Consider the following 16,731-nt stretch of genomic DNA (forward strand, 5'->3'; position numbering starts at 1 on the left):
TTCCCCTAACGCTTGAAAGTTCAACCTTCCATTCCCTACAGAAGGGCACGTGCAAAAAGTGACCTCCATCCTGCACACCACCCGCTCCTCCTCCGGCGCCCGCACGGAGGGCCCCTCTCTGTACGCCTACGATGTGGGGCTGCTGATCCTCCGCCTGATCCTCGGTCTGACAGTGGCGGCCCACGGTGCGCAGAAACTCTTCGGCTGGTTCGGTGGCGGCGGGCTTGAAGGCTTTGGTCAGTTCTTCACCGTGAGTGGCTATCCGTCCGGCGAAACCATGGCGCTGATTGCCGGACTCAGTGAAGTCCTCGGCGGACTTGGCCTCGCGCTCGGGCTGGTCACGCCACTCGCGGGCGCGGCCGTGCTTGGCACAATGATCAACGCGCTCGCAGTCAAGTGGGGCGGCGGCTTCTTCGCCCCGACGGGTGTCGAGTATGAACTCCTGCTGTCCGCGGGTGCGGCCGGGCTGGCCCTCACCGGGCCGGGCAGGTTCGCCGTCGACCGTTTTCTCCCCGGGCTGCGGGCACATCGGCTTGTATACGGCGTCGCGTCCTTGGCGCTTGCTGCCGTGATCGCTGCTCTCGTGCTGCTCATCCGAAACTGACCACAGTTGCTCGCTGTGGACTTCTCCAGCAACGTCCTCGGCTTCGTCGTCGAGCACGAGCTGCCCGGACGGGCGGCCTTCCTGCGGGCCCAGGACACGGACCACGACCACGAGCCGGGCCTTTTCACCATCTCACTCACCGCCGACAACAACCGGCCTCGGCAGATCGGCCGGGCACTGCTCGGCCCCACCGCCTGAAGGGACAGCGTTCGTGAGTACTACTCCTGCGATACCGACCCACGGTACTGACACGGGAGGCGCGTCGTGAGCCGTTTCGACACGCCTGTTGTGGTGACCCGAGGGGACGCGGAGGGGCCGCTGGTCGTTCTGTTGCACGGCCGCGGCTCGCGTGAGACCGAGATCATCGGGCTGGCGGACGCTCTGCCCCGTGGCTTTTCGTACGCGGCGGTTCGCGCCCCTATCGCTGAACACGGGGGCTTCGCCTGGTTCGCCAACCGTGGCATCGGCCGACCCGTCGCGGAGTCACTGCGGGCCACCATGGACTGGTTCCGGCTGTGGCTCGACGGCATCGCCCCGCCGGGGCGCCCGGTTGTTCTCATCGGCTTCAGCGGCGGAGCCGCCTTCGCGGGAGGTCTTTTGCTGGACGATCCCGCGCGGTTCGCCGGTGCGGCGATCCTGTACGGAACGTTGCCGTTCGAGGCAGGGGTGCCCACCGATGCGGCACGGCTCGCCGGAGTGCCCGTCTTCGTCGCACAAGGCGATCACGACCAGGTCATTCCCCGCGAACTGCTCGACCGGACGTGGCGCTACCTGACCGTCGAGTCGGGGGCACCTGCGATCTCCCGGCGTGACCAGGTCGGCCATGGAATCGCCCGTGACGCGCTGGCGGCCCTGGCAGGCTGGCTGGTCGAGCGAGCAGCCTTCCTCGCCCGGCAGGGAGGGCCGGTACCTGCGCCGGCTCATTGGGAAACGTTGCCCGGGGACCTTCCGGACCGGGCCGGTCCGCGTGTGTCGTGATCCAGAGCTGTTCCTCGACCCACTCCATCCGGGCGCCGGAGACGGTCCGGGCCCGCATGTGGGGGACGGCCGGCCTGGTCAGCGCAGCAGCGCCCGTACCGAAGTCTTCATCCGGGCCACGAAGGCCTCCCGCACCTCGTCCGTCACCCGGTCCAGCGAGAGATACGGATTGAGGTCCTCCAGCTCGACGAGCAGCAGCTCACCGTCCGCCGTCCGGCACGCGTCGACGCGCTGGATGCCATGTGCGAGGTCGTTCCACTCCACGAACCGGCGGGCGAAGTCCAGATCCGCCGCCGTCGGCTCGTACGGCTCCAGTACCCAGCGCTGCTCGGGGTGCGGTGCGTAGAGCGCGTACTGGAAGTCGCGGTCGATGAAGAAGAAGGACACCTCGTAGCGGAAGTCGATCCTCGGCTGGACGAGCACGGTGCCGTCCGGCTCGGCGCCCACCTCAGCCGCGAGCTCGTCCGGCGTGACGAAGCGCAGCCCGACCGAGTCCGCGCCCAGCTTCGGCTTGATCACATACTCGGCCGCCCCGGGCAGCAGCCCCAGATCGCCCGCCCGGTCCACGGTCGCGATCACCGGGTACTCCGCGGTGCTCAGATCGACCAGATACTGCTTGCCCGCCATGTCACCGCGCCCGGTCAGCGGGTTGTACACCGGCACCTTCCGCTCGCGGGCGCGGGCGCAGAACGCGTCGTACGCCTCCTGGTAGTGCAGCACCGGACCGCTGTTGCGGACAACGACGGCGTCGAAGCCGTCGAGCAGCGCGGCCGCGTCGCGCGGATGGCAGAGCGCGACATCGAATTCCTCGCGCAGCCGCGAGGTGAGAAAGATGTCCTCGTCGCAGTAGCGGCGGCCGCGCGCCTGGTATGCGAGGTCGGTGACGAAGAGGACGGACGGGCGCGGATCGGCAGGCATGAGGTTCTCCCGGGGGGTGTGGGGGCGGACAGCGGATCAATAACCTTGATGGCGTTGCCCGTTCACCACGTTGGAGCATCCTCACCTCTGCCCCACAGGAGTCGCACGAGTCGCCACTGCCCGACATTCTCTCGCCCGCCCTCGCCGCCGACCCCTACGGGGCCTACCGGTCCATGAGGGGGAGCGCCCCGCTGATCCGCCACGAGGCCACGGACAGTTACCTCGTTTCCCGGTACGAGGAAAAGGCGGCGACCTGCGGGTCGGATGCGGGTGAGTCACCAGGAGCTGCCGGGGCGCAGCGCAAGCCGGGGATGGTGGGCGGCCAGGACCTTGTTGGCCTGCGCCAGTTCGGACAGGGCCTGCTCGCGGTCCGCCTGGTCCTCGATGCAGAGCCGCGGGCCGCGGAACCTGCGGACCTCGCGGACGGCGCACTCGGCGTCGAACTCAGCCTGCACGATGTGCGGCGGGATGCAGGACCCGATCAGTTCGGCGACCCGGTCCGGGATCGGCACGGGAACGAGGAGGTGCGAGGCGGTCATCGGGGGTTCCCTCTCGGATGGTTGACCAGGGGACGGTGCTCCACGGCCGCCGGATGGGCGGTCGACTCCTCCTTATGTAACGGGAAGCAGTTCCGGGTTTCTCATGGAGAACGTCTCCGTCTGGCAACCGTTTGAGAGTGACCGGCTATTTCTGCTTACTCGTAGGTAAGTTGACTCCGTGTGAGATACGTGCTCGGTCGGAATCCGCGCTGCGCCGATCAGAGCGGCGCGTCGTTGCTGCGGGCGCGCGGCTTGCGCAATCCGGAGACCATCTTCGGCGAGCAACTCGTGGACCCCGAGTCGCGGTTCTCGACCGAGGCAGTGCTGCGTGCGCTTCGGCAACGGACCGTCTGCGGGTACGTGGAGCAGCTCGCCCATCTGGGCGGCGGTACCGCGGGTTTCGAGCCAGATCTGCAGCGTCTCGGTCAGCCGCTCGCGCCGGTTGGCGCTGATCTCCGCGATGGGCGCGAGTTCGCACGGGGCGAGCCGGTCGACGAGGACCGGGTCGGAGAGGAGCCACCGAGGCCGACCGGCACATGGGGGGTCTAAGGTGGTATAGGGGTCACGTAGGAACGCCCCGGAGGGGCCATGCGCCGACACCGCACCACCCATGCCGACAGCTCCCAGGAAGCCCTGCTCACCCTCGGGCGTCTTGTCGACCAGGCGCTGGAGCGGCTCAGGATCCAGCGGGCGCGTGCGGAACTGGCCGAGGCATTGCAGCGCCATCTGCTCCCGCCCCAGCTTCCGCAGCTGCCCCACCTGGCCATCGCGGCCCGTTACACCCCTTCGAATGACGGTCTCGATGTCGGGGGCGACTGGTACGACGCCTTTCCGATGACGAACGGGGCGGTCGGGATCGCCATCGGTGACGCGCAGGGTCACGACGTGGAAGCCATTGCCTTCATGGGCCAGGCCCGCACCAGCCTGAGAGCCCTCGCCTGCGCCACGACCGATCCGGGCGAGGTACTGAGCCGCGCCAATGATCTGCTCATTTCCATGGGCTGTGGCCTATTCGCGACCTGCTGCTTTCTGACCTTCGACCCGCTCAGCGGCGCGCTCGCCATCTCCCGCGCAGGCCACATCCCGATGATCTGGGCCACGTCCGCCGGTCACTGCGGCATCATCCTGGACAGTGGCGGTCCGCCCCTCGGCATACTCCCCGGGGAGATCTATCCGGTGACGCGACGACGGCTGACGGAGCCGGGTTCGCTGGTCATGGTCACCGATGGGGTGGTGGAAGGACCGGCCTGCCCGATCGAGAAAGGGCTGGAGGAGGTGGTACGGCTGGTCTGCAATGGTTACGACGGCGACCCCGACGACCTGGCTCGTGAAGTGGTGAAGGTGGCCGATCTGACGGGCCACTGCGACGATGCCGCAGTCCTCGTCGTCCGATATGCCGGCCTCCCCGGCGCGGGGTAGCCATGGCCCGCGCTGCCTGCTCCGCGCTGCAACGACCGAGGTGGTTCCCGGCCCGTCCTGGCCGGTAGAGCCTTTCCAGGTGGTGTCTGATGACTGCCGTGGTGACCAATCCGGAGCTTCGGCGCAAGGGCGCCTCGACTCTCCTGGTCCTCGCTGTCGCAGCCGCCTACTACGGGGCCGCCCGGCTGGGTCTCCTCGAACAATTGGTGCGCGGACAGGTCACGCCGCTCTGGCCCGCTACCGGCATTGCCCTGGCCGGTCTGCTCGTCTTCGGGCTCCGTGTCTGGCCGGGCATTGCGATCGGGGCCTTTCTCGCGAACGTGCCCATCGGACCGACGGGTCTCTCCGTTCTGCTCATCGTCGTGGGAAACACGCTCGCATCGGTCTGCTCCTACCTGATGCTGCGGCGTGCGGGGTTCCACAACGATCTGGACCGGCTGCGCGACGCGCTGGCGCTGGTCTTCATCGGCGCCCTGGGCGGGACGCTCATCAGTGCGACCGTGGGCGGCAGTGCGCTGGTGCTCTCCGGCGCCGTGCCCGCACGGGATTTCTGGCCCACGTGGTCGGTGTGGTGGACGGGCGACGCCATGGGCGTGCTGGTCGTCGCACCGTTTCTGCTCGTCCTTCGCGAGGCGCGGTGGCCACGCGGTGTGGCACTCCGGCGGTGGGCCGAAGCGGCGGCTCTGTTCCTCGGCGCCCTTGCGGTCACGCTGCTGGTGACGGGCAGCAGCGCCTCCCTGCTCTTCCTTGTCTTCCCGTTCCTGATCTGGGCCGCGTTCCGATTCGGACGCGCCGGCGCCGCGTCGTGTGCGCTCGGAGTCTCCATGCTGGCGATTCTGGCCGCCACTCGCGGGGCCGGTCCGTTCGCCCATAAGGAGCTCATCATCATTATGGTCACGCTCCAGGCCTTCAACGGCGCCACAGCGCTGACCGCGCTGCTGCTCGCGGCGGTCATCACCGAGCGGAACCGCACCCACGACGAGATCAATCGGCTCTGCGGGCGGCTCGCCGATATAGTGGCGGCCATGTCGGACCACCCGGTCACCGACCAGTGGCAGACGTCCGACGACCCCGATGACTCGGACGGCCGCGCCGACGAACGTTAGGGGTGCCGGGCCGGCGCCCTCTGTGCGGTATGCGGGTTCCGGGTCCAGAGCGAGCAATGCCGGTTCGGGCGCCCCATTCAACGAGTTGTGAGGCTACTGGCATGAAACACCGCCACACAATCCCGCCGTTTGAGAATCTTCCCGCGAATACGACTTCTCGTGTGCGGGTGCGTACGGTGCAAGGCCACCTTGTCAGTCGGTGCGCATTACCCGTGGCGGAACTCGATACCGCCGTGACCCGAGCCGTATGCGGAATTCATACTCCCGCTTTGTGTTCGCGCCGGTCCGGGCGGTCGCAGGGTGGTTGGTCGTGACCGCTGAACCTTGCCACGAAGGCTGCTCGTCACCCCGACCCTCGGGCCGGTGCTGGGCGGCGCCGGCTTCACGAACATCCCGGACACCGGCGGCGGCAGGTACGACCCCGGCTGCCCGACGGGTAGCCCGCCGCCGGACCCGACCGACACGGCCGGGGCCACGGACCCGCCGTCGCCGGACCCCGGCCCGGGCGACGACCCCTGCGCCACCCCGTCGGGCGCGACATCAGCGGGCTGACAGCACCTCGGCCAGGTCGTACCGCACCACTTCTTCCAGCTGGGCGTAGGTACAGCTCCCGGGGGTGCGGTCGGGCCGCCACCGGCGAAACTGCGCCGTGTGCCGGAACCGGTCGCCCTCCATGTGGTCGTAACCGACTTCGCATACCCGCTCCGGACGCAGCGCCACCCATGACTGGTCCTTCTTCCCGGACCAGCGGCTCGGCGTACCGGGCAGCCGGGCGGCCTCGTGGGCGGCGGCATCCGCCCACGCCGCCCACGGATGGTTGGCGAACTCCGTCCGAAACGGCTCCAGCTCGGCGACCAGCTCCTCGCGGCGCTTCATCGAGAACGCCGCGCAGACCCCGATGTGCTGCAGGACGCCTTCGGAGTCGTACAGGCCGAGCAGCATCGAGCCGACGACCGGGCCGCTCTTGTGGAAGCGGTATCCCGCCACCACACAGTCGGCGGTCCGCTCGTGCTTGATCTTGTACATGACGCGGACGTCCGGGCGGTACGGCAGATCCAGCGGCTTGGCGACGACACCGTCGAGCCCGGCACCCTCGTACCGTTCGAACCACTCCTGGGCGACGGCCGCGTCGGTGGTCGCGGGGGCGAGATGGACGGGGGCCGAGGCGCCGGACAGCGCCGCTTCCAGGACGGCTCGGCGCTCCGCCTGCCGGGTGGAGAGCAGCGAGTCGTCGCCCACCGCGAGGATGTCGAAGGCGACCAGACCGGCCGGGGTCTGCTCGGCGAGCAGCCGCACCCGTGAATCGGCCGGATGGATGCGTTCGCTGAGCCGGTCGAAGTCCAGTTTCCCGTCGTACGCGACGACGATCTCGCCGTCGATCACACAGCGCGGCGGCAGATTCTCCCGGACCGCCGTGACCAGCTCGGGGAAGTACCGGGTGAGCGGCCTGCCGGTGCGGCTGCCGATCACCACCTCGTCGCCGTCGCGGTGCACGATCGCCCGGAAGCCGTCCCATTTGGCCTCGTACAGCATGCCCGGCGGGATCCGGGACACGGACTTGGCGAGCATCGGCTTCACGGGTGGCATCACCGGCAGGTCCATGGCCCGATTCTCGCTCGGATACCTCGATGTGGCTCCCGATATGCGGCATATGTGAGCCCGGCCTACCGTGACCCCCATGGGCGCAGCGGTGGAGCTGGATGCAGACGGACGGGCAGTACGGCTGTCCAACCCCGACAAGGTGTACTTCCCGGAGAAGGGCTACACGAAGAGGGACGTCGCCGAGTACTTCCTCTCCGTGGGCGCCGGGATCACGCGCGCCCTGCGCGACCGGCCGACCACACTCCAGCGCTTTGTCGACGGTGTCGACGGCGACTTCTTCTACCAGAAGCGCGCCCCGAAGAACCTCCCCGACTGGATCCCCACTGCCCGCATCGCCTTCCCCAGCGGCAGGCCGGCCGACGAGATCTGCCCCACCGAACTCGCCGCCGTCCTATGGGCGGCCAACCTCGGCACGCTCACCTTCCACCCCTGGCCGGTGCGGAGAGCCGACACCGACCACCCGGACGAGCTCCGCATCGACCTCGACCCACAGCCCGGCACGGACTACGCCGACGCGGTCACCGCCGCCCATGAGCTGCGCGCCGTCCTCGACGACCACGGTCTGCGCGGCTGGCCCAAGACCTCCGGCGACCGCGGCATCCACGTCTTCGTCCCCGTCGAACCCCGCTGGACCTTCACCGAGGTCCGTCGCGCGGCCATCGCGGCCGGCCGCGAACTCGAACGCCGGATGCCGGACCGGGTGACCACCGCGTGGTGGAAGGAGGAGCGCGGCGAACGCATCTTCGTCGACTTCAACCAGACCGCCCGCGACCGGACGATCGCCTCCGCCTACTCCGTGCGGCCCCGCCCCCACGCTCCGGTCTCCGCGCCGCTGCGCTGGGACGAGATCGACGACGCCGAGCCACAGGACTTCGACATCCGCACCATGCCGAAGCGGTACGCGGAGGTCGGCGACGTGCACGCGGACATGGACGACCACGCCTTCCGGCTCGACGGGCTGCTGGAACTGGCGGACCGGGACGAGCGGGAGCGCGGGCTCGGCGACATGCCCTACCCGCCGGAGTATCCGAAGATGCCCGGCGAACCCAAGCGGGTCCAGCCGAGCCGCGCCCGGCACGACGAGAACGGGGAGGCATGAGCGCGCCCGACCTGGAGCCCGTCACACCGCACGGGGACCACGCCCGCCCCCGGACCCGCGGTGACAGGTGGGCGGCGTTCAAGGAGTCACCGTATCTGCCCGCCGTCGTGCTGCTGTTCATCATCGCGGCGGCGGCCGGTCTCTTCGCCGGCTCCTACACGTACGCGATGGCCAATCCGACCCCGCGCAACATCCCGGCCGCCGTGGTCGGCACCCTCGACTCTCCGCGCGACAAGGCCTTCCTCGCCCGGCTGGAGGTCGCGCTCGATACCTCGCTGGTGCTGCGCGAGTACGCCACCGAAGCCGAGGCCCGCACCGCACTGGAGGAGCAGAAGGTCTTCGCCGTCGTGCGGTCCGCGAACGGCGGGGTCGCCATGGATGTCGCGAGCGCGTCCGGGGCCTCGGTCGCCCAACTGCTCACCGAGTCCACGCTGAAGGTGGGGGAAGCGGCCCATGTGCCGGTCAAGGTCACGGACGTGAAGCCCCTGCAGCGGGGCGATCCGCGCGGCCTCGCCCTCTTCTACATCTCGCTCGCCGCGGTGGTCATCGGCTTCATCGGCGCCATCCAGCTGAGTGTGCACGCCACGGGGCTGAACCCGCTGGAGCGGATCGGTTTCACCGTGGCGTACGCGCTGCTCGGCGGTTTCGCGATCGCCGCCGTGGTGGACTGGCTGCTCAGCTCCGTCGATCTGCCGTTCGTCCAGTCGTGGATGATCCTCGCCTTCACGATGTTCACCACAGGCATGGTCTTCACCATGTTCAACACCCTGATGGGGCGCTGGGCGATGATCCCCACCTGGGGACTGATGGTGCTGCTCGGCAACCCGTCCTCCGGTGGTGCGGTGTCCTGGCCGCTGCTGCCATCGGTACTGGGCTTCATCGGCCGCTGGCTCCCCCCGGGCGCTTCGGTCAACGCCCAGCACGCCGCCGTCTACTACCAGGGGCACCAGCGGATCTTCCCGTACCTGGTGCTCGCCGGCTGGTCGCTGGTCTCCTGCACGGTGTTCTGGGTATGGCGCCACCGGCATCCGGGAGGCCGTGACCACATGCCTCAGCATGCGGCCACGGCCTCCTGACCTTCACCGAGCGGTTACGCTCCTTGATCCGGATCTCGCGGTACGAGATCACGTCCCGCCGAGTAACGAGACAGTCAGTGCGCCGGCCGCCACGGCCGCCGCGAGTCTGCGTCGCGATCTGGACCTGTGATGTGGTGTGCGCTGCATGTGGTCACCCACCCCTCTTTGGTCACTGCAACAGCATGGAGTCACTGCAACAGCCGACGAAGCCAGACCTCTTTTCGCGACTCGCCGATAGCTATGGCAGTCATGGCGCGAACGTTGTCCTTAGTGTGGATAGATGAAGATCCCCGGGCTGCGGTATGGCCCGCCCCGGGAGCCACCTGTGCCCCGAAGGACTCCGCAAGTCTCCGTAATACCCGTCTAGCAGTGGGGAGTTCGACATGGATCGAAGGAGCTTCAACCGCCGGTTCCTGGTGGGCGGCGGGATCGCGGCGGCGACCGGCGTGACATCGTTGTCGCTCGGATCGATCGACGCCAACTCGGCGGAGCCCCCGCCGAGGGCCGCCCCGGCGGGAGGCGTGATCCGTCATCTCAAGCTGTACGCCGAGAAATTGGCGGACGGTCGAATGGGGTACGGCCTCGAGAAGGGCAAGGCGTCGGTCCCCGGGCCGCTCATCGAGATCAACGAGGGCGACACCCTGCACATCGAGTTCGAGAACACGATGGATGTGGCGGCCGGCCTGCACGTGCACGGCGTCGACTACGACATTGCGAGCGACGGTACCCGGATGAACAACAGCATCGTCGAGCCGGGCGGCACGCGTACGTACACCTGGCGCACCCACGCGCCGGGCCGCCGGCAGGACAGCACGTGGCAGCCCGGCAGCGCGGGCTACTGGCACTACCACGACCATGTCGTCGGGACGGACCACGGCACGGGCGGCATCCGCAAGGGTCTGTACGGCCCCGTGGTCGTCCGGCGCAAGGGCGACATCCTGCCGGACAAGACCATCACGATTGTCTTCAACGACATGACGATCAACAACAGAGCGGCCCACGAGAGCCCCAACTTCGAGGCCACCGAGGGCGACCGGCTCGAAGTAGTCATGATCACGCACGGCGATTACTACCACACGTTCCACATCCACGGTCATCGCTGGGCGGACAACCGCACCGGGCTGCTCACCGGGCCCGATGATCCCAGCCGTGTCATCGACACGAAGATCGTCGGCCCGGCGGACTCCTTCGGCTTCCAGGTCATCGCGGGTGAACAGGTGGGCGCGGGTGCCTGGATGTACCACTGCCATGTGCAGAGCCACTCCGACAGGGGCATGGCCGGACTGCTGCTGGTCGCCAAGGCGGACGGCACGGTCCCGGGCTACGACCCCCATGCCATGCATGACATGAAGGCCGACACACCGATGAACAACAAGGCGATGACCGACAAGACCTGAGGCCGACGGACCGAGGCCGACAGAATCCGGTCAAGGTTCCGTCGGCCCCGTCGCCAGGCGCAGCTGTTCCTCCTCGACGATGCGTCTGGCCAGGCTTCCGTCCGACACGTCCACGGCGTCCGGCGTCGTCTCGGCGACGTCGCTGCGCCGCGCGTACGCGTCGAACAGTCGCTCCTTGCGGGCCAGGATGTCCAGCATCCGCTGGTCGACGCTGTCCGTCGCGAGCAGCCGGTGCACTTGGACCGTGCGTATCTGCCCCATCCGGTGAGCGCGGGCCACGGCCTGGTGCTCCATCGTCGGCTTGATCTGCGGCTCGCAGAGGATGACAACCGACGCGGCCTGCATGTTCAGCCCGACGCCCCCGGCCTGGATCTGGCTCAGCAGGACGGCGTGGCCGTCCACCGTGCTGAACTCGTCGATCAGCCCCTGCCGTCGGGCGGCCGGAACGTTGCCGGAGACCGGCCCGAACACCCCGTTGCCCAGAGCCTCCCGGACCGTGGTGAGCACCTCGCGGAAGTAGGAGAACACGACCACCTTGAGCCCGTTGACGGCGGCCTCCGTGACCAGCTCGCGCAGCCGGTTCAGCTTCGCGGATGTCTCCGGGCGGGCGTACGCGGCCCGGCGCATCCGCATGAACTGTCCGGCGGCGACCGCCTCCCGGTAGGCGTCGAGATCAGCCTCGCTGAACTCCTCCCACTCGTCGACCTGCACCAGCGCCGGAAGTTCGGTCAGCACGTCCTCCTGGTTGCGCCGCAGATAGGCGGGCGCGACGGCGCGACGGAAGGCGTGCGAGCCGGCGACCCCGTGGGTGGTCCTGATCGACGGTGCCAGTTCGGGCTGGAGATGGCGGACCAGGCTGCGGAACTCCTCGACCCGGTTCTCCATCGGCGTACCGGTCAGGAACAACACCCGTTCGGTGCGCCCCGCCCAGCCGGAGACCGCGCGCGAGCGACGGGTGGCGGGGTTCTTGACGTAGTGCGCCTCGTCGACGACCAGCATGCCGGGCCGCTTCCCGCCGTACCGGGCGGCCGGGAGGGTGTGAAGGGCATCGAAGGTGGTGAGGGCGACCCCGCCGCGCTCGCGCCAATCGGCGAACGCCTCCTGTCGCTCCGGGCCGTGCACCGGCAGCACCCGCAGGGTGGACCGGGCCCGGAGCTCCCGCGTCCAGTTGATCAGCACGCTCGCCGGGCAGACCACCAGGAAGTGCGTCTCACCCCGCGCCGAGAGGTGCGCGAGCGCGGCGATTGCCTGCACGGTCTTCCCGAGCCCCATCTCGTCGCCGAGGATCACCCGCTTCTGCGCGAGCGCGAAGCGGGCGCCGAACGACTGGTAGCCCCGCAGGGAGACCCGCAGATGCGCATCGTCGAGCCGCAGCCCGCGCACCCGGTCGGCGATCCGCGACGGAAGGAACCCCTCGACGGCGTCCCGGTCGGGCCGCGTGTCCGACATCTCGGCGAGCAGGCTGTAGTACTCGGCGGACCGCAGCTCGAAGTCGACCCACGCCGCAAGGTCCGACTCCGGGCCCCGCAGCAGATCGACCGACACCTGCCCGAACAGCAGCGGAAGCCCGCGCTCCGTCGCCTCCGCGACCACGGTCCGGACAGAGGCGACGGCGGTGAGCGCCGCCGTACGGGCCTGCCGCCGGGCGAACAGCATGCGCAACCGCCCGCGGGCCGGTCCGGCCTCGGTGAGCAGCGGCTCCAGCCGGCCGACGAGCCGGCGGGCCGCGTCCACGGCCCGCCGGACGTCCGGACCGGCCTCGACCAGACGGTGCAACGCCATGACCAGGGCGGTCGTGGACTCGTCCGGCGCCTCCACGTCGATCCGGACGGCGACCATGTCCCGGACCGCGTGCGCGATCTGGCCCGCGGCGGCGAGCGCCTGATCGGCGGTCTGCGCACCGACGCCGGGGATCTGGCGAAGCTCGTACCGATTGGCCTCATGGACCTGACCGACCGTCGTGTAACCGGCCTGCTCGACCGCGCCGAGGCGCAGCCGGCCCTCGGTGACGTCCTTGAGCCGGGAGACCGGGATCGCGGCCAGCTCACGGTGGATCAGGGAGTCGAGGATCGGGGTGAGAGCGGCGTGTATGGCGTCGGTCGCGCGGGTGTGGTCGGCCAGCACGGCACGCGCCGCGTCGAGCAGCCGTTCGGCTTCTGCGATCAGCTCCCGGGCTGCCTTCCCCGTCGGCGCCCCGGTGTCCCTCGCCCCGGTACCGGTCTCCCCGGCCTCTGTCATCTACGTACCTCTGTCCGCGCAGCCCCGCTGCCGCCTTGCCCGGCAGCTGCCCGAGTGAGACATATCGTGCCATGGGCCGATGACAGTGCGGGCCCGGCGGAGCGAGAGCCCCGGTGCGCGGTCAGGACGCGGGCGGACGGCGTTCGGCCGGGGACAGCAGCAGGACCTCCAGCGCCCTGGCGCAGCATGGTGCTCCTCGGCAGGAAAACAGGAACGCAGCACGTGAACCGGGCGGCTGCGGACATGCACAGGTGCCGACGGCGCGTGGGCCGAGGGGCGGAGCAGGAGGCGCCTACGAGGCATGAGCCTTTCTGGTGGTCATACGCCGGTCATCCATGAGGGCCGAGCCGAGGCGCAGTGGTTTCCCGCGTTGCGCAGTCAGCGGTTGTCAGTGCCCGGTGCAAGACTCGGATGGTCAGGAGAAACCCCTGCAGTGCCCACGCGGGACTCGCTGAAGGAGCGCGCCATGCTCACCACCGGTTTTGTCACCGGATCCCCCAACTGGCTCGATCTCGGCACGCCCGACCTCGACCGGGCCACCACCTTTTACCAGGGCCTCTTCGGCTGGGACTTCGTTCCCGGCGGTCCCGAGACCGGCGGGTACGGGATGTTCATGCTGGACGGGAAATCGGTCGCGGGCGCCATGGCCGTCACCCCGGAGCAGGCCAAGCCGTCCTGGTCGGTCTACTTCCAGACGCCCGATGCCGATGCCACCGCCAAGGCGGTCGAGCAGGCCGGCGGCGCGGTGCCCTTCCATCCGATGGATGTCCTCGACTTCGGTCGGATGGGCGGCTTCACGGACCGGGGCGGCGCGTACTTCGGGACCTGGCAGCCGAGGAAGAACACCGGCCTGGGTGTGGTGGGCACGCCGGGCTCGCTCTGCTGGACCGAGCTGTACACCCCGGACGTACCCGCGGCCGCCGCGTTCTACGGCATGGTCTTCGGGTGGGAGACCCAACAGGTGGCGTACCCCGGCGGCGGTGGGTCCTACACTCTGATCCGTACCAAGGGCGGAGGCGAGCAGGCCGACTTCGGCGGGCTCGTACCTCTCGACGCCGTTGCGACGCAGGGCGTTCTGGGACCGCACTGGCTGCCGTACTTCGAGGTCGACGACTGCGACGCCACTGTCGCGGACGTCGAGCGGCTGGGCGGCAAACTGACGCTGGAGCCGATGGAGATGGAAGGCGTGGGCAAGTTCGCCAACGTCGCCGATCCGTACGGGGCGCAGTTCGCCGTGATCAAGAGCTCGGACACGCCGGAAAGCTGACCGAAGGGCGTACGGCCCCGCATTGATGCGACGTTGAGCAGTCGTTTATCGCGACCGGGCACTGTGTGCGCCATGCTGATCAACACCGTGACCGACCCCGCACTCGCCTGGCAGGAGACGGCGCTCTGCGCGCAAGCGGGACCCGAGTTCTTCTTCCCTGCCCCCGGCAGCTCCACACGTGAGGCGAAGCAGCTGTGCAACGCCTGCGAGGGCCGGGTGGCCTGCCTGGAGTACGCCCTCGAAAACGACGAACGGTTCGGTGTCTGGGGCGGGCTTTCGGAGAAGGAGCGGGAACGGCTGCGCAGAGTTGAGCGCGACCGGGCCTGAACTTCCCCTGTACATCCCAGCATTCGGCCCTCCGCAGTCCTGAGTCCGTATCTCCAGGGAGCCGAGTTGAGCGAGTACGACTACATGGTCGTCGGGGCGGGATCGGCCGGCTGCGTGCCGGCCGCGCGATTCTCCGCGGAACCCACGGGTCCGGGTCGCGCTCGTCGAGTCGGGAGGGCGCGGCCGAAAGCCGGAGATCCGGATTCCGGCCGCCTTCGCGGGCAGCACGGCCGGGCCTCGGCACACGTCCACGGACGCGCACCGGGGCATGGGGGGTGCGGCCGTCAGGCGGGCCGCGCCTGCGTCGCGGCCCGCCGTGTCGCCCGCTGCCTCGGCTGCGGCATCCGCGAGGTCCCGCCTCCCTGCGCCGCGGCCGTCCGCTCAGCGAACCCGGCGTCTTGCGTGCCCGAGCTGTGAGCTTGTGGGCGGTACCGGTTCGCCCCAGCGGATGCGACGTGTATGGCGGGCTCCGACCCACCGGTGGGCGAGCCGGACAGCGGGCGGGAACAGTTGGCGGATCGCCTGCTGTCGGTCGGGCGGGGTGCCGTCGATGAGCCAGGCGCACAGTGCCACTCCGCTACTGAGTCCGAGGGGGTGGCGTTGGGCGGCGTCGAAGTCCGCCCATTCACTGGTGGTGATGCAGGTCGCGACAAGCGGCAGGACGACCGACTGCTCGTAGTCGAGGTATGCCGTCAGTGCGGCGTCCAGCCGGGTCATGTACTCGGCCGTACGGCTCCCGGGCCCGCGGCCGGTCAGACAGTTGTCGACGGTCGCCGCGAGGAGGGTGACGCGGCGACGTGCATGTGCCGTCTCGGCCGCAGTGCGCTTGGGGTCGGGGCCGGAAAGGTTCCTGCCGAGCAGGACCGGCCGCAGCACGTCGGCGTCGGCGTCGAGGTAGGTGGTGAGGTAGCGCAGGAAGTCGATCCAGCCCAAGGTGGCGACCGGAACGCAGGTGCGCGACCAGGTGACGAGCCGGCGCAGGTCTCTGCGCAGGGCGTCGTGGACGGCGTGGACCAGCAGGAGGTCGATCCGCGGATCCCGGGCAGGACCGTCGTCGCGTGGCCCCCTGGGCGTGGTCGAGCGTATGTCGAGGCCTCCCGGGTCGGGTCTCATGCGTGCGGCCCGTGGTCGGCGGAGGTCTCGCCGCGGTGGTCCAGAGACGGAGCGCCGACCAGGGCCTGTGCAGCGGTCGGCTTGCGGATCTGGTCGGCGAAGTACCAGCGGGACAGGCGGACACGCAGCCGCTGTCCGGGGGTGGCTTTGCGGGTGACGCCGTTGTCGTCCACGGGCGGTGGGAGTTCGAGGGGCTCGTACTGCTCGTGGGCGGTCAGGATGTGGCGCGCCGCGGGGTCCAGGGGTTCGTGGCGTTCGACGAACCCGCCGCTCGGGAGTTTCTTGATGATGCCGGTTTCTCGGCCGTGGAGGACCTTGTCGCGGTCACGGAGTTGCAAGCCTTTGCACCAGCGCACGGTGACCATGTAGGCGAGTACCGGAGCGATGAAGAAGGCGACGCGTCCCGCCCAGGTGATCGTGTTGATCGACAGGTGGAGGTGGGTGGCGAGGATGTCGTTGCCGCCGCACGCCCACAGCACGCCGTAGGCCGCGATCCAGGCGGCCCCGAGTCCGGTGCGGACCGGCATGTTCCGCGGCCTGTCCAGGAGATGGTGTTCGCGTGTGTCGCCGGTGATCCACGCCTCGATCCACGGGTACGCACCGAGCAGGGTGAACAAGATGCCCGGGACGATCACGGCGGGGATCAGGAGACTGAAGCTGATGGTGTGGCCGAAGGCGGTCCATTCCCAGTCGGGCATGATGCGCAGGGATCCCTCCAGGAACCCGAGGTACCAGTCGGGTTGGGATCCCGCGGCGACCCGCTCCGGTCTGTACGGCCCGTACGACCAGATCGGGTTGATCTGGGCCAGGCCGCCGAGCACGGCGGTGGTGCCGAAGATGAGGAAGAAGAAGCCGCCCGCCTTGGCGACGTAGACCGGCATGAGCGGCTGGCCGACGACGTTGCGTTCGGTGCGCCCAGGTCCGGGGAACTGCGTGTGCTTGTGGTAGAAGACTTGAAGTGCTCTCCCGGCTGAAGCCGGGAGATTCCCGCTTACCTTGCGGCAGCGGGCTTGACGCGCTTCGTGCGCCTGACGACTGCCCTCCCGGC

General features: G+C 69.3%; 17 protein-coding genes and 1 pseudogene. 11 read left to right on the top strand and 7 right to left on the bottom strand.

Annotated features, from left to right (window positions below; genetic code table 11):
• The first annotated feature begins 58 nt into the window (after positions 1 to 58).
• From ACGFSA_RS16535 to ACGFSA_RS16545, 3 genes are all read left to right on the top strand, one after another.
• Positions 59 to 604, top strand: coding sequence for a DoxX family protein (locus ACGFSA_RS16535; protein WP_393304725.1), 546 nt, complete (start codon positions 59 to 61; stop codon positions 602 to 604).
• 15 nt (positions 605 to 619) lie between these two features.
• On the top strand, positions 620 to 802 hold the full coding sequence (locus ACGFSA_RS16540; RefSeq protein WP_393304727.1) for a hypothetical protein: 183 nt from the start codon (positions 620 to 622) through the stop codon (positions 800 to 802).
• Positions 803 to 868: 66 nt separating this feature from the next.
• Positions 869 to 1,582 (top strand): alpha/beta hydrolase, encoded by a 714-nt coding sequence (locus ACGFSA_RS16545; RefSeq protein WP_393304729.1) that lies wholly within the window; start codon positions 869 to 871, stop codon positions 1,580 to 1,582.
• Between the two features lie 78 nt (positions 1,583 to 1,660).
• Here ACGFSA_RS16545 and ACGFSA_RS16550 read toward each other — a convergent pair whose 3' ends face one another.
• The 3 genes and pseudogenes from ACGFSA_RS16550 to ACGFSA_RS16560 all read right to left on the bottom strand — a co-directional run.
• On the bottom strand, positions 1,661 to 2,500 hold the full coding sequence (locus ACGFSA_RS16550) for a hypothetical protein (RefSeq protein ID WP_393304731.1): 840 nt from the start codon (positions 2,498 to 2,500) through the stop codon (positions 1,661 to 1,663).
• Positions 2,501 to 2,775: 275 nt separating this feature from the next.
• On the bottom strand, positions 2,776 to 3,039 hold the full coding sequence (locus tag ACGFSA_RS16555) for a hypothetical protein (protein WP_393304733.1): 264 nt from the start codon (positions 3,037 to 3,039) through the stop codon (positions 2,776 to 2,778).
• Positions 3,040 to 3,374: 335 nt separating this feature from the next.
• Positions 3,375 to 3,558: pseudogene (locus ACGFSA_RS16560) on the bottom strand (PucR family transcriptional regulator); the annotation flags it as partial.
• A 69-nt stretch (positions 3,559 to 3,627) separates the two neighbouring features.
• Here ACGFSA_RS16560 and ACGFSA_RS16565 point away from each other — a divergent pair.
• The 3 genes from ACGFSA_RS16565 (at position 3,628) to ACGFSA_RS16575 (ending at position 6,116) form a co-directional block, all read left to right on the top strand.
• Positions 3,628 to 4,458 (top strand): PP2C family protein-serine/threonine phosphatase, encoded by an 831-nt coding sequence (locus tag ACGFSA_RS16565; protein ID WP_393304735.1) that lies wholly within the window; start codon positions 3,628 to 3,630, stop codon positions 4,456 to 4,458.
• Between the two features lie 89 nt (positions 4,459 to 4,547).
• On the top strand, positions 4,548 to 5,564 hold the full coding sequence (locus tag ACGFSA_RS16570) for an MASE1 domain-containing protein (protein WP_393304737.1): 1,017 nt from the start codon (positions 4,548 to 4,550) through the stop codon (positions 5,562 to 5,564).
• A 324-nt stretch (positions 5,565 to 5,888) separates the two neighbouring features.
• On the top strand, positions 5,889 to 6,116 hold the full coding sequence (locus ACGFSA_RS16575) for a hypothetical protein (RefSeq protein ID WP_393304739.1): 228 nt from the start codon (positions 5,889 to 5,891) through the stop codon (positions 6,114 to 6,116).
• Here the strand turns inward: ACGFSA_RS16575 and ACGFSA_RS16580 are convergent.
• Complete coding sequence (locus ACGFSA_RS16580; RefSeq protein WP_393304741.1) at positions 6,105 to 7,166, bottom strand: ATP-dependent DNA ligase; 1,062 nt, start codon at positions 7,164 to 7,166, stop codon at positions 6,105 to 6,107. The genes ACGFSA_RS16575 and ACGFSA_RS16580 overlap by 12 nt on opposite strands.
• A gap of 76 nt (positions 7,167 to 7,242) precedes the next feature.
• Between ACGFSA_RS16580 and ligD the strand changes: the two genes are divergently transcribed.
• From ligD to ACGFSA_RS16595, 3 genes are all read left to right on the top strand, one after another.
• On the top strand, positions 7,243 to 8,265 hold the full coding sequence (ligD, locus tag ACGFSA_RS16585) for a non-homologous end-joining DNA ligase (protein ID WP_393304743.1): 1,023 nt from the start codon (positions 7,243 to 7,245) through the stop codon (positions 8,263 to 8,265).
• Complete coding sequence (locus tag ACGFSA_RS16590) at positions 8,262 to 9,341, top strand: ABC transporter permease (protein ID WP_393304745.1); 1,080 nt, start codon at positions 8,262 to 8,264, stop codon at positions 9,339 to 9,341. The genes ligD and ACGFSA_RS16590 overlap by 4 nt, the downstream gene beginning before the upstream one ends.
• 383 nt (positions 9,342 to 9,724) lie before the next feature.
• A complete protein-coding gene (locus tag ACGFSA_RS16595) occupies positions 9,725 to 10,738 on the top strand; it encodes a multicopper oxidase domain-containing protein (RefSeq protein ID WP_393304747.1) in 1,014 nt (337 codons plus the stop codon).
• 30 nt (positions 10,739 to 10,768) lie between these two features.
• Here the strand turns inward: ACGFSA_RS16595 and ACGFSA_RS16600 are convergent, their stop codons facing one another.
• Positions 10,769 to 12,976, bottom strand: a complete 2,208-nt coding sequence (locus tag ACGFSA_RS16600) for a DEAD/DEAH box helicase (RefSeq protein ID WP_393304749.1) — start codon at positions 12,974 to 12,976, stop codon at positions 10,769 to 10,771.
• 466 nt (positions 12,977 to 13,442) lie between these two features.
• Here ACGFSA_RS16600 and ACGFSA_RS16605 point away from each other — a divergent pair, with 466 nt between their 5' ends.
• Positions 13,443 to 14,243, top strand: a complete 801-nt coding sequence (locus ACGFSA_RS16605) for a VOC family protein (protein WP_393304763.1) — start codon at positions 13,443 to 13,445, stop codon at positions 14,241 to 14,243.
• Positions 14,244 to 14,315: 72 nt separating this feature from the next.
• Positions 14,316 to 14,570, top strand: a complete 255-nt coding sequence (locus tag ACGFSA_RS16610) for a WhiB family transcriptional regulator (protein WP_393304751.1) — start codon at positions 14,316 to 14,318, stop codon at positions 14,568 to 14,570.
• Between the two features lie 381 nt (positions 14,571 to 14,951).
• Here ACGFSA_RS16610 and ACGFSA_RS16615 read toward each other — a convergent pair whose 3' ends face one another.
• Together ACGFSA_RS16615 and ACGFSA_RS16620 are read right to left on the bottom strand one after the other, a co-directional pair.
• Positions 14,952 to 15,683, bottom strand: coding sequence for a hypothetical protein (locus tag ACGFSA_RS16615; RefSeq protein WP_393304753.1), 732 nt, complete (start codon positions 15,681 to 15,683; stop codon positions 14,952 to 14,954).
• Positions 15,680 to 16,731: cytochrome b N-terminal domain-containing protein (locus ACGFSA_RS16620; protein WP_393304755.1), on the bottom strand; the 1,052-nt coding region annotated here is incomplete at its 5' end. The genes ACGFSA_RS16620 and ACGFSA_RS16615, both read right to left, overlap by 4 nt.

It is taken from the genome of Streptomyces sp. NPDC048496 (assembly GCF_043200055.1).
Lineage (GTDB): Bacteria > Actinomycetota > Actinomycetes > Streptomycetales > Streptomycetaceae > Streptomyces.

Coding starts and splice junctions, on each gene's coding strand:
- ACGFSA_RS16550 (WP_393304731.1), bottom strand. CDS start 2,500: ATGCCTGCCGATCCGCGCCCGTCCGTCCTCTTCGTCACCGACCTCGCA.
- ACGFSA_RS16555 (WP_393304733.1), bottom strand. CDS start 3,039: ATGACCGCCTCGCACCTCCTCGTTCCCGTGCCGATCCCGGACCGGGTC.
- ACGFSA_RS16565 (WP_393304735.1), top strand. CDS start 3,628: ATGCGCCGACACCGCACCACCCATGCCGACAGCTCCCAGGAAGCCCTG.
- ACGFSA_RS16570 (WP_393304737.1), top strand. CDS start 4,548: ATGACTGCCGTGGTGACCAATCCGGAGCTTCGGCGCAAGGGCGCCTCG.
- ACGFSA_RS16580 (WP_393304741.1), bottom strand. CDS start 7,166: ATGGACCTGCCGGTGATGCCACCCGTGAAGCCGATGCTCGCCAAGTCC.
- ligD (WP_393304743.1), top strand. CDS start 7,243: ATGGGCGCAGCGGTGGAGCTGGATGCAGACGGACGGGCAGTACGGCTG.
- ACGFSA_RS16590 (WP_393304745.1), top strand. CDS start 8,262: ATGAGCGCGCCCGACCTGGAGCCCGTCACACCGCACGGGGACCACGCC.
- ACGFSA_RS16595 (WP_393304747.1), top strand. CDS start 9,725: ATGGATCGAAGGAGCTTCAACCGCCGGTTCCTGGTGGGCGGCGGGATC.
- ACGFSA_RS16600 (WP_393304749.1), bottom strand. CDS start 12,976: ATGACAGAGGCCGGGGAGACCGGTACCGGGGCGAGGGACACCGGGGCG.
- ACGFSA_RS16605 (WP_393304763.1), top strand. CDS start 13,443: ATGCTCACCACCGGTTTTGTCACCGGATCCCCCAACTGGCTCGATCTC.
- ACGFSA_RS16610 (WP_393304751.1), top strand. CDS start 14,316: ATGCTGATCAACACCGTGACCGACCCCGCACTCGCCTGGCAGGAGACG.
- ACGFSA_RS16615 (WP_393304753.1), bottom strand. CDS start 15,683: ATGAGACCCGACCCGGGAGGCCTCGACATACGCTCGACCACGCCCAGG.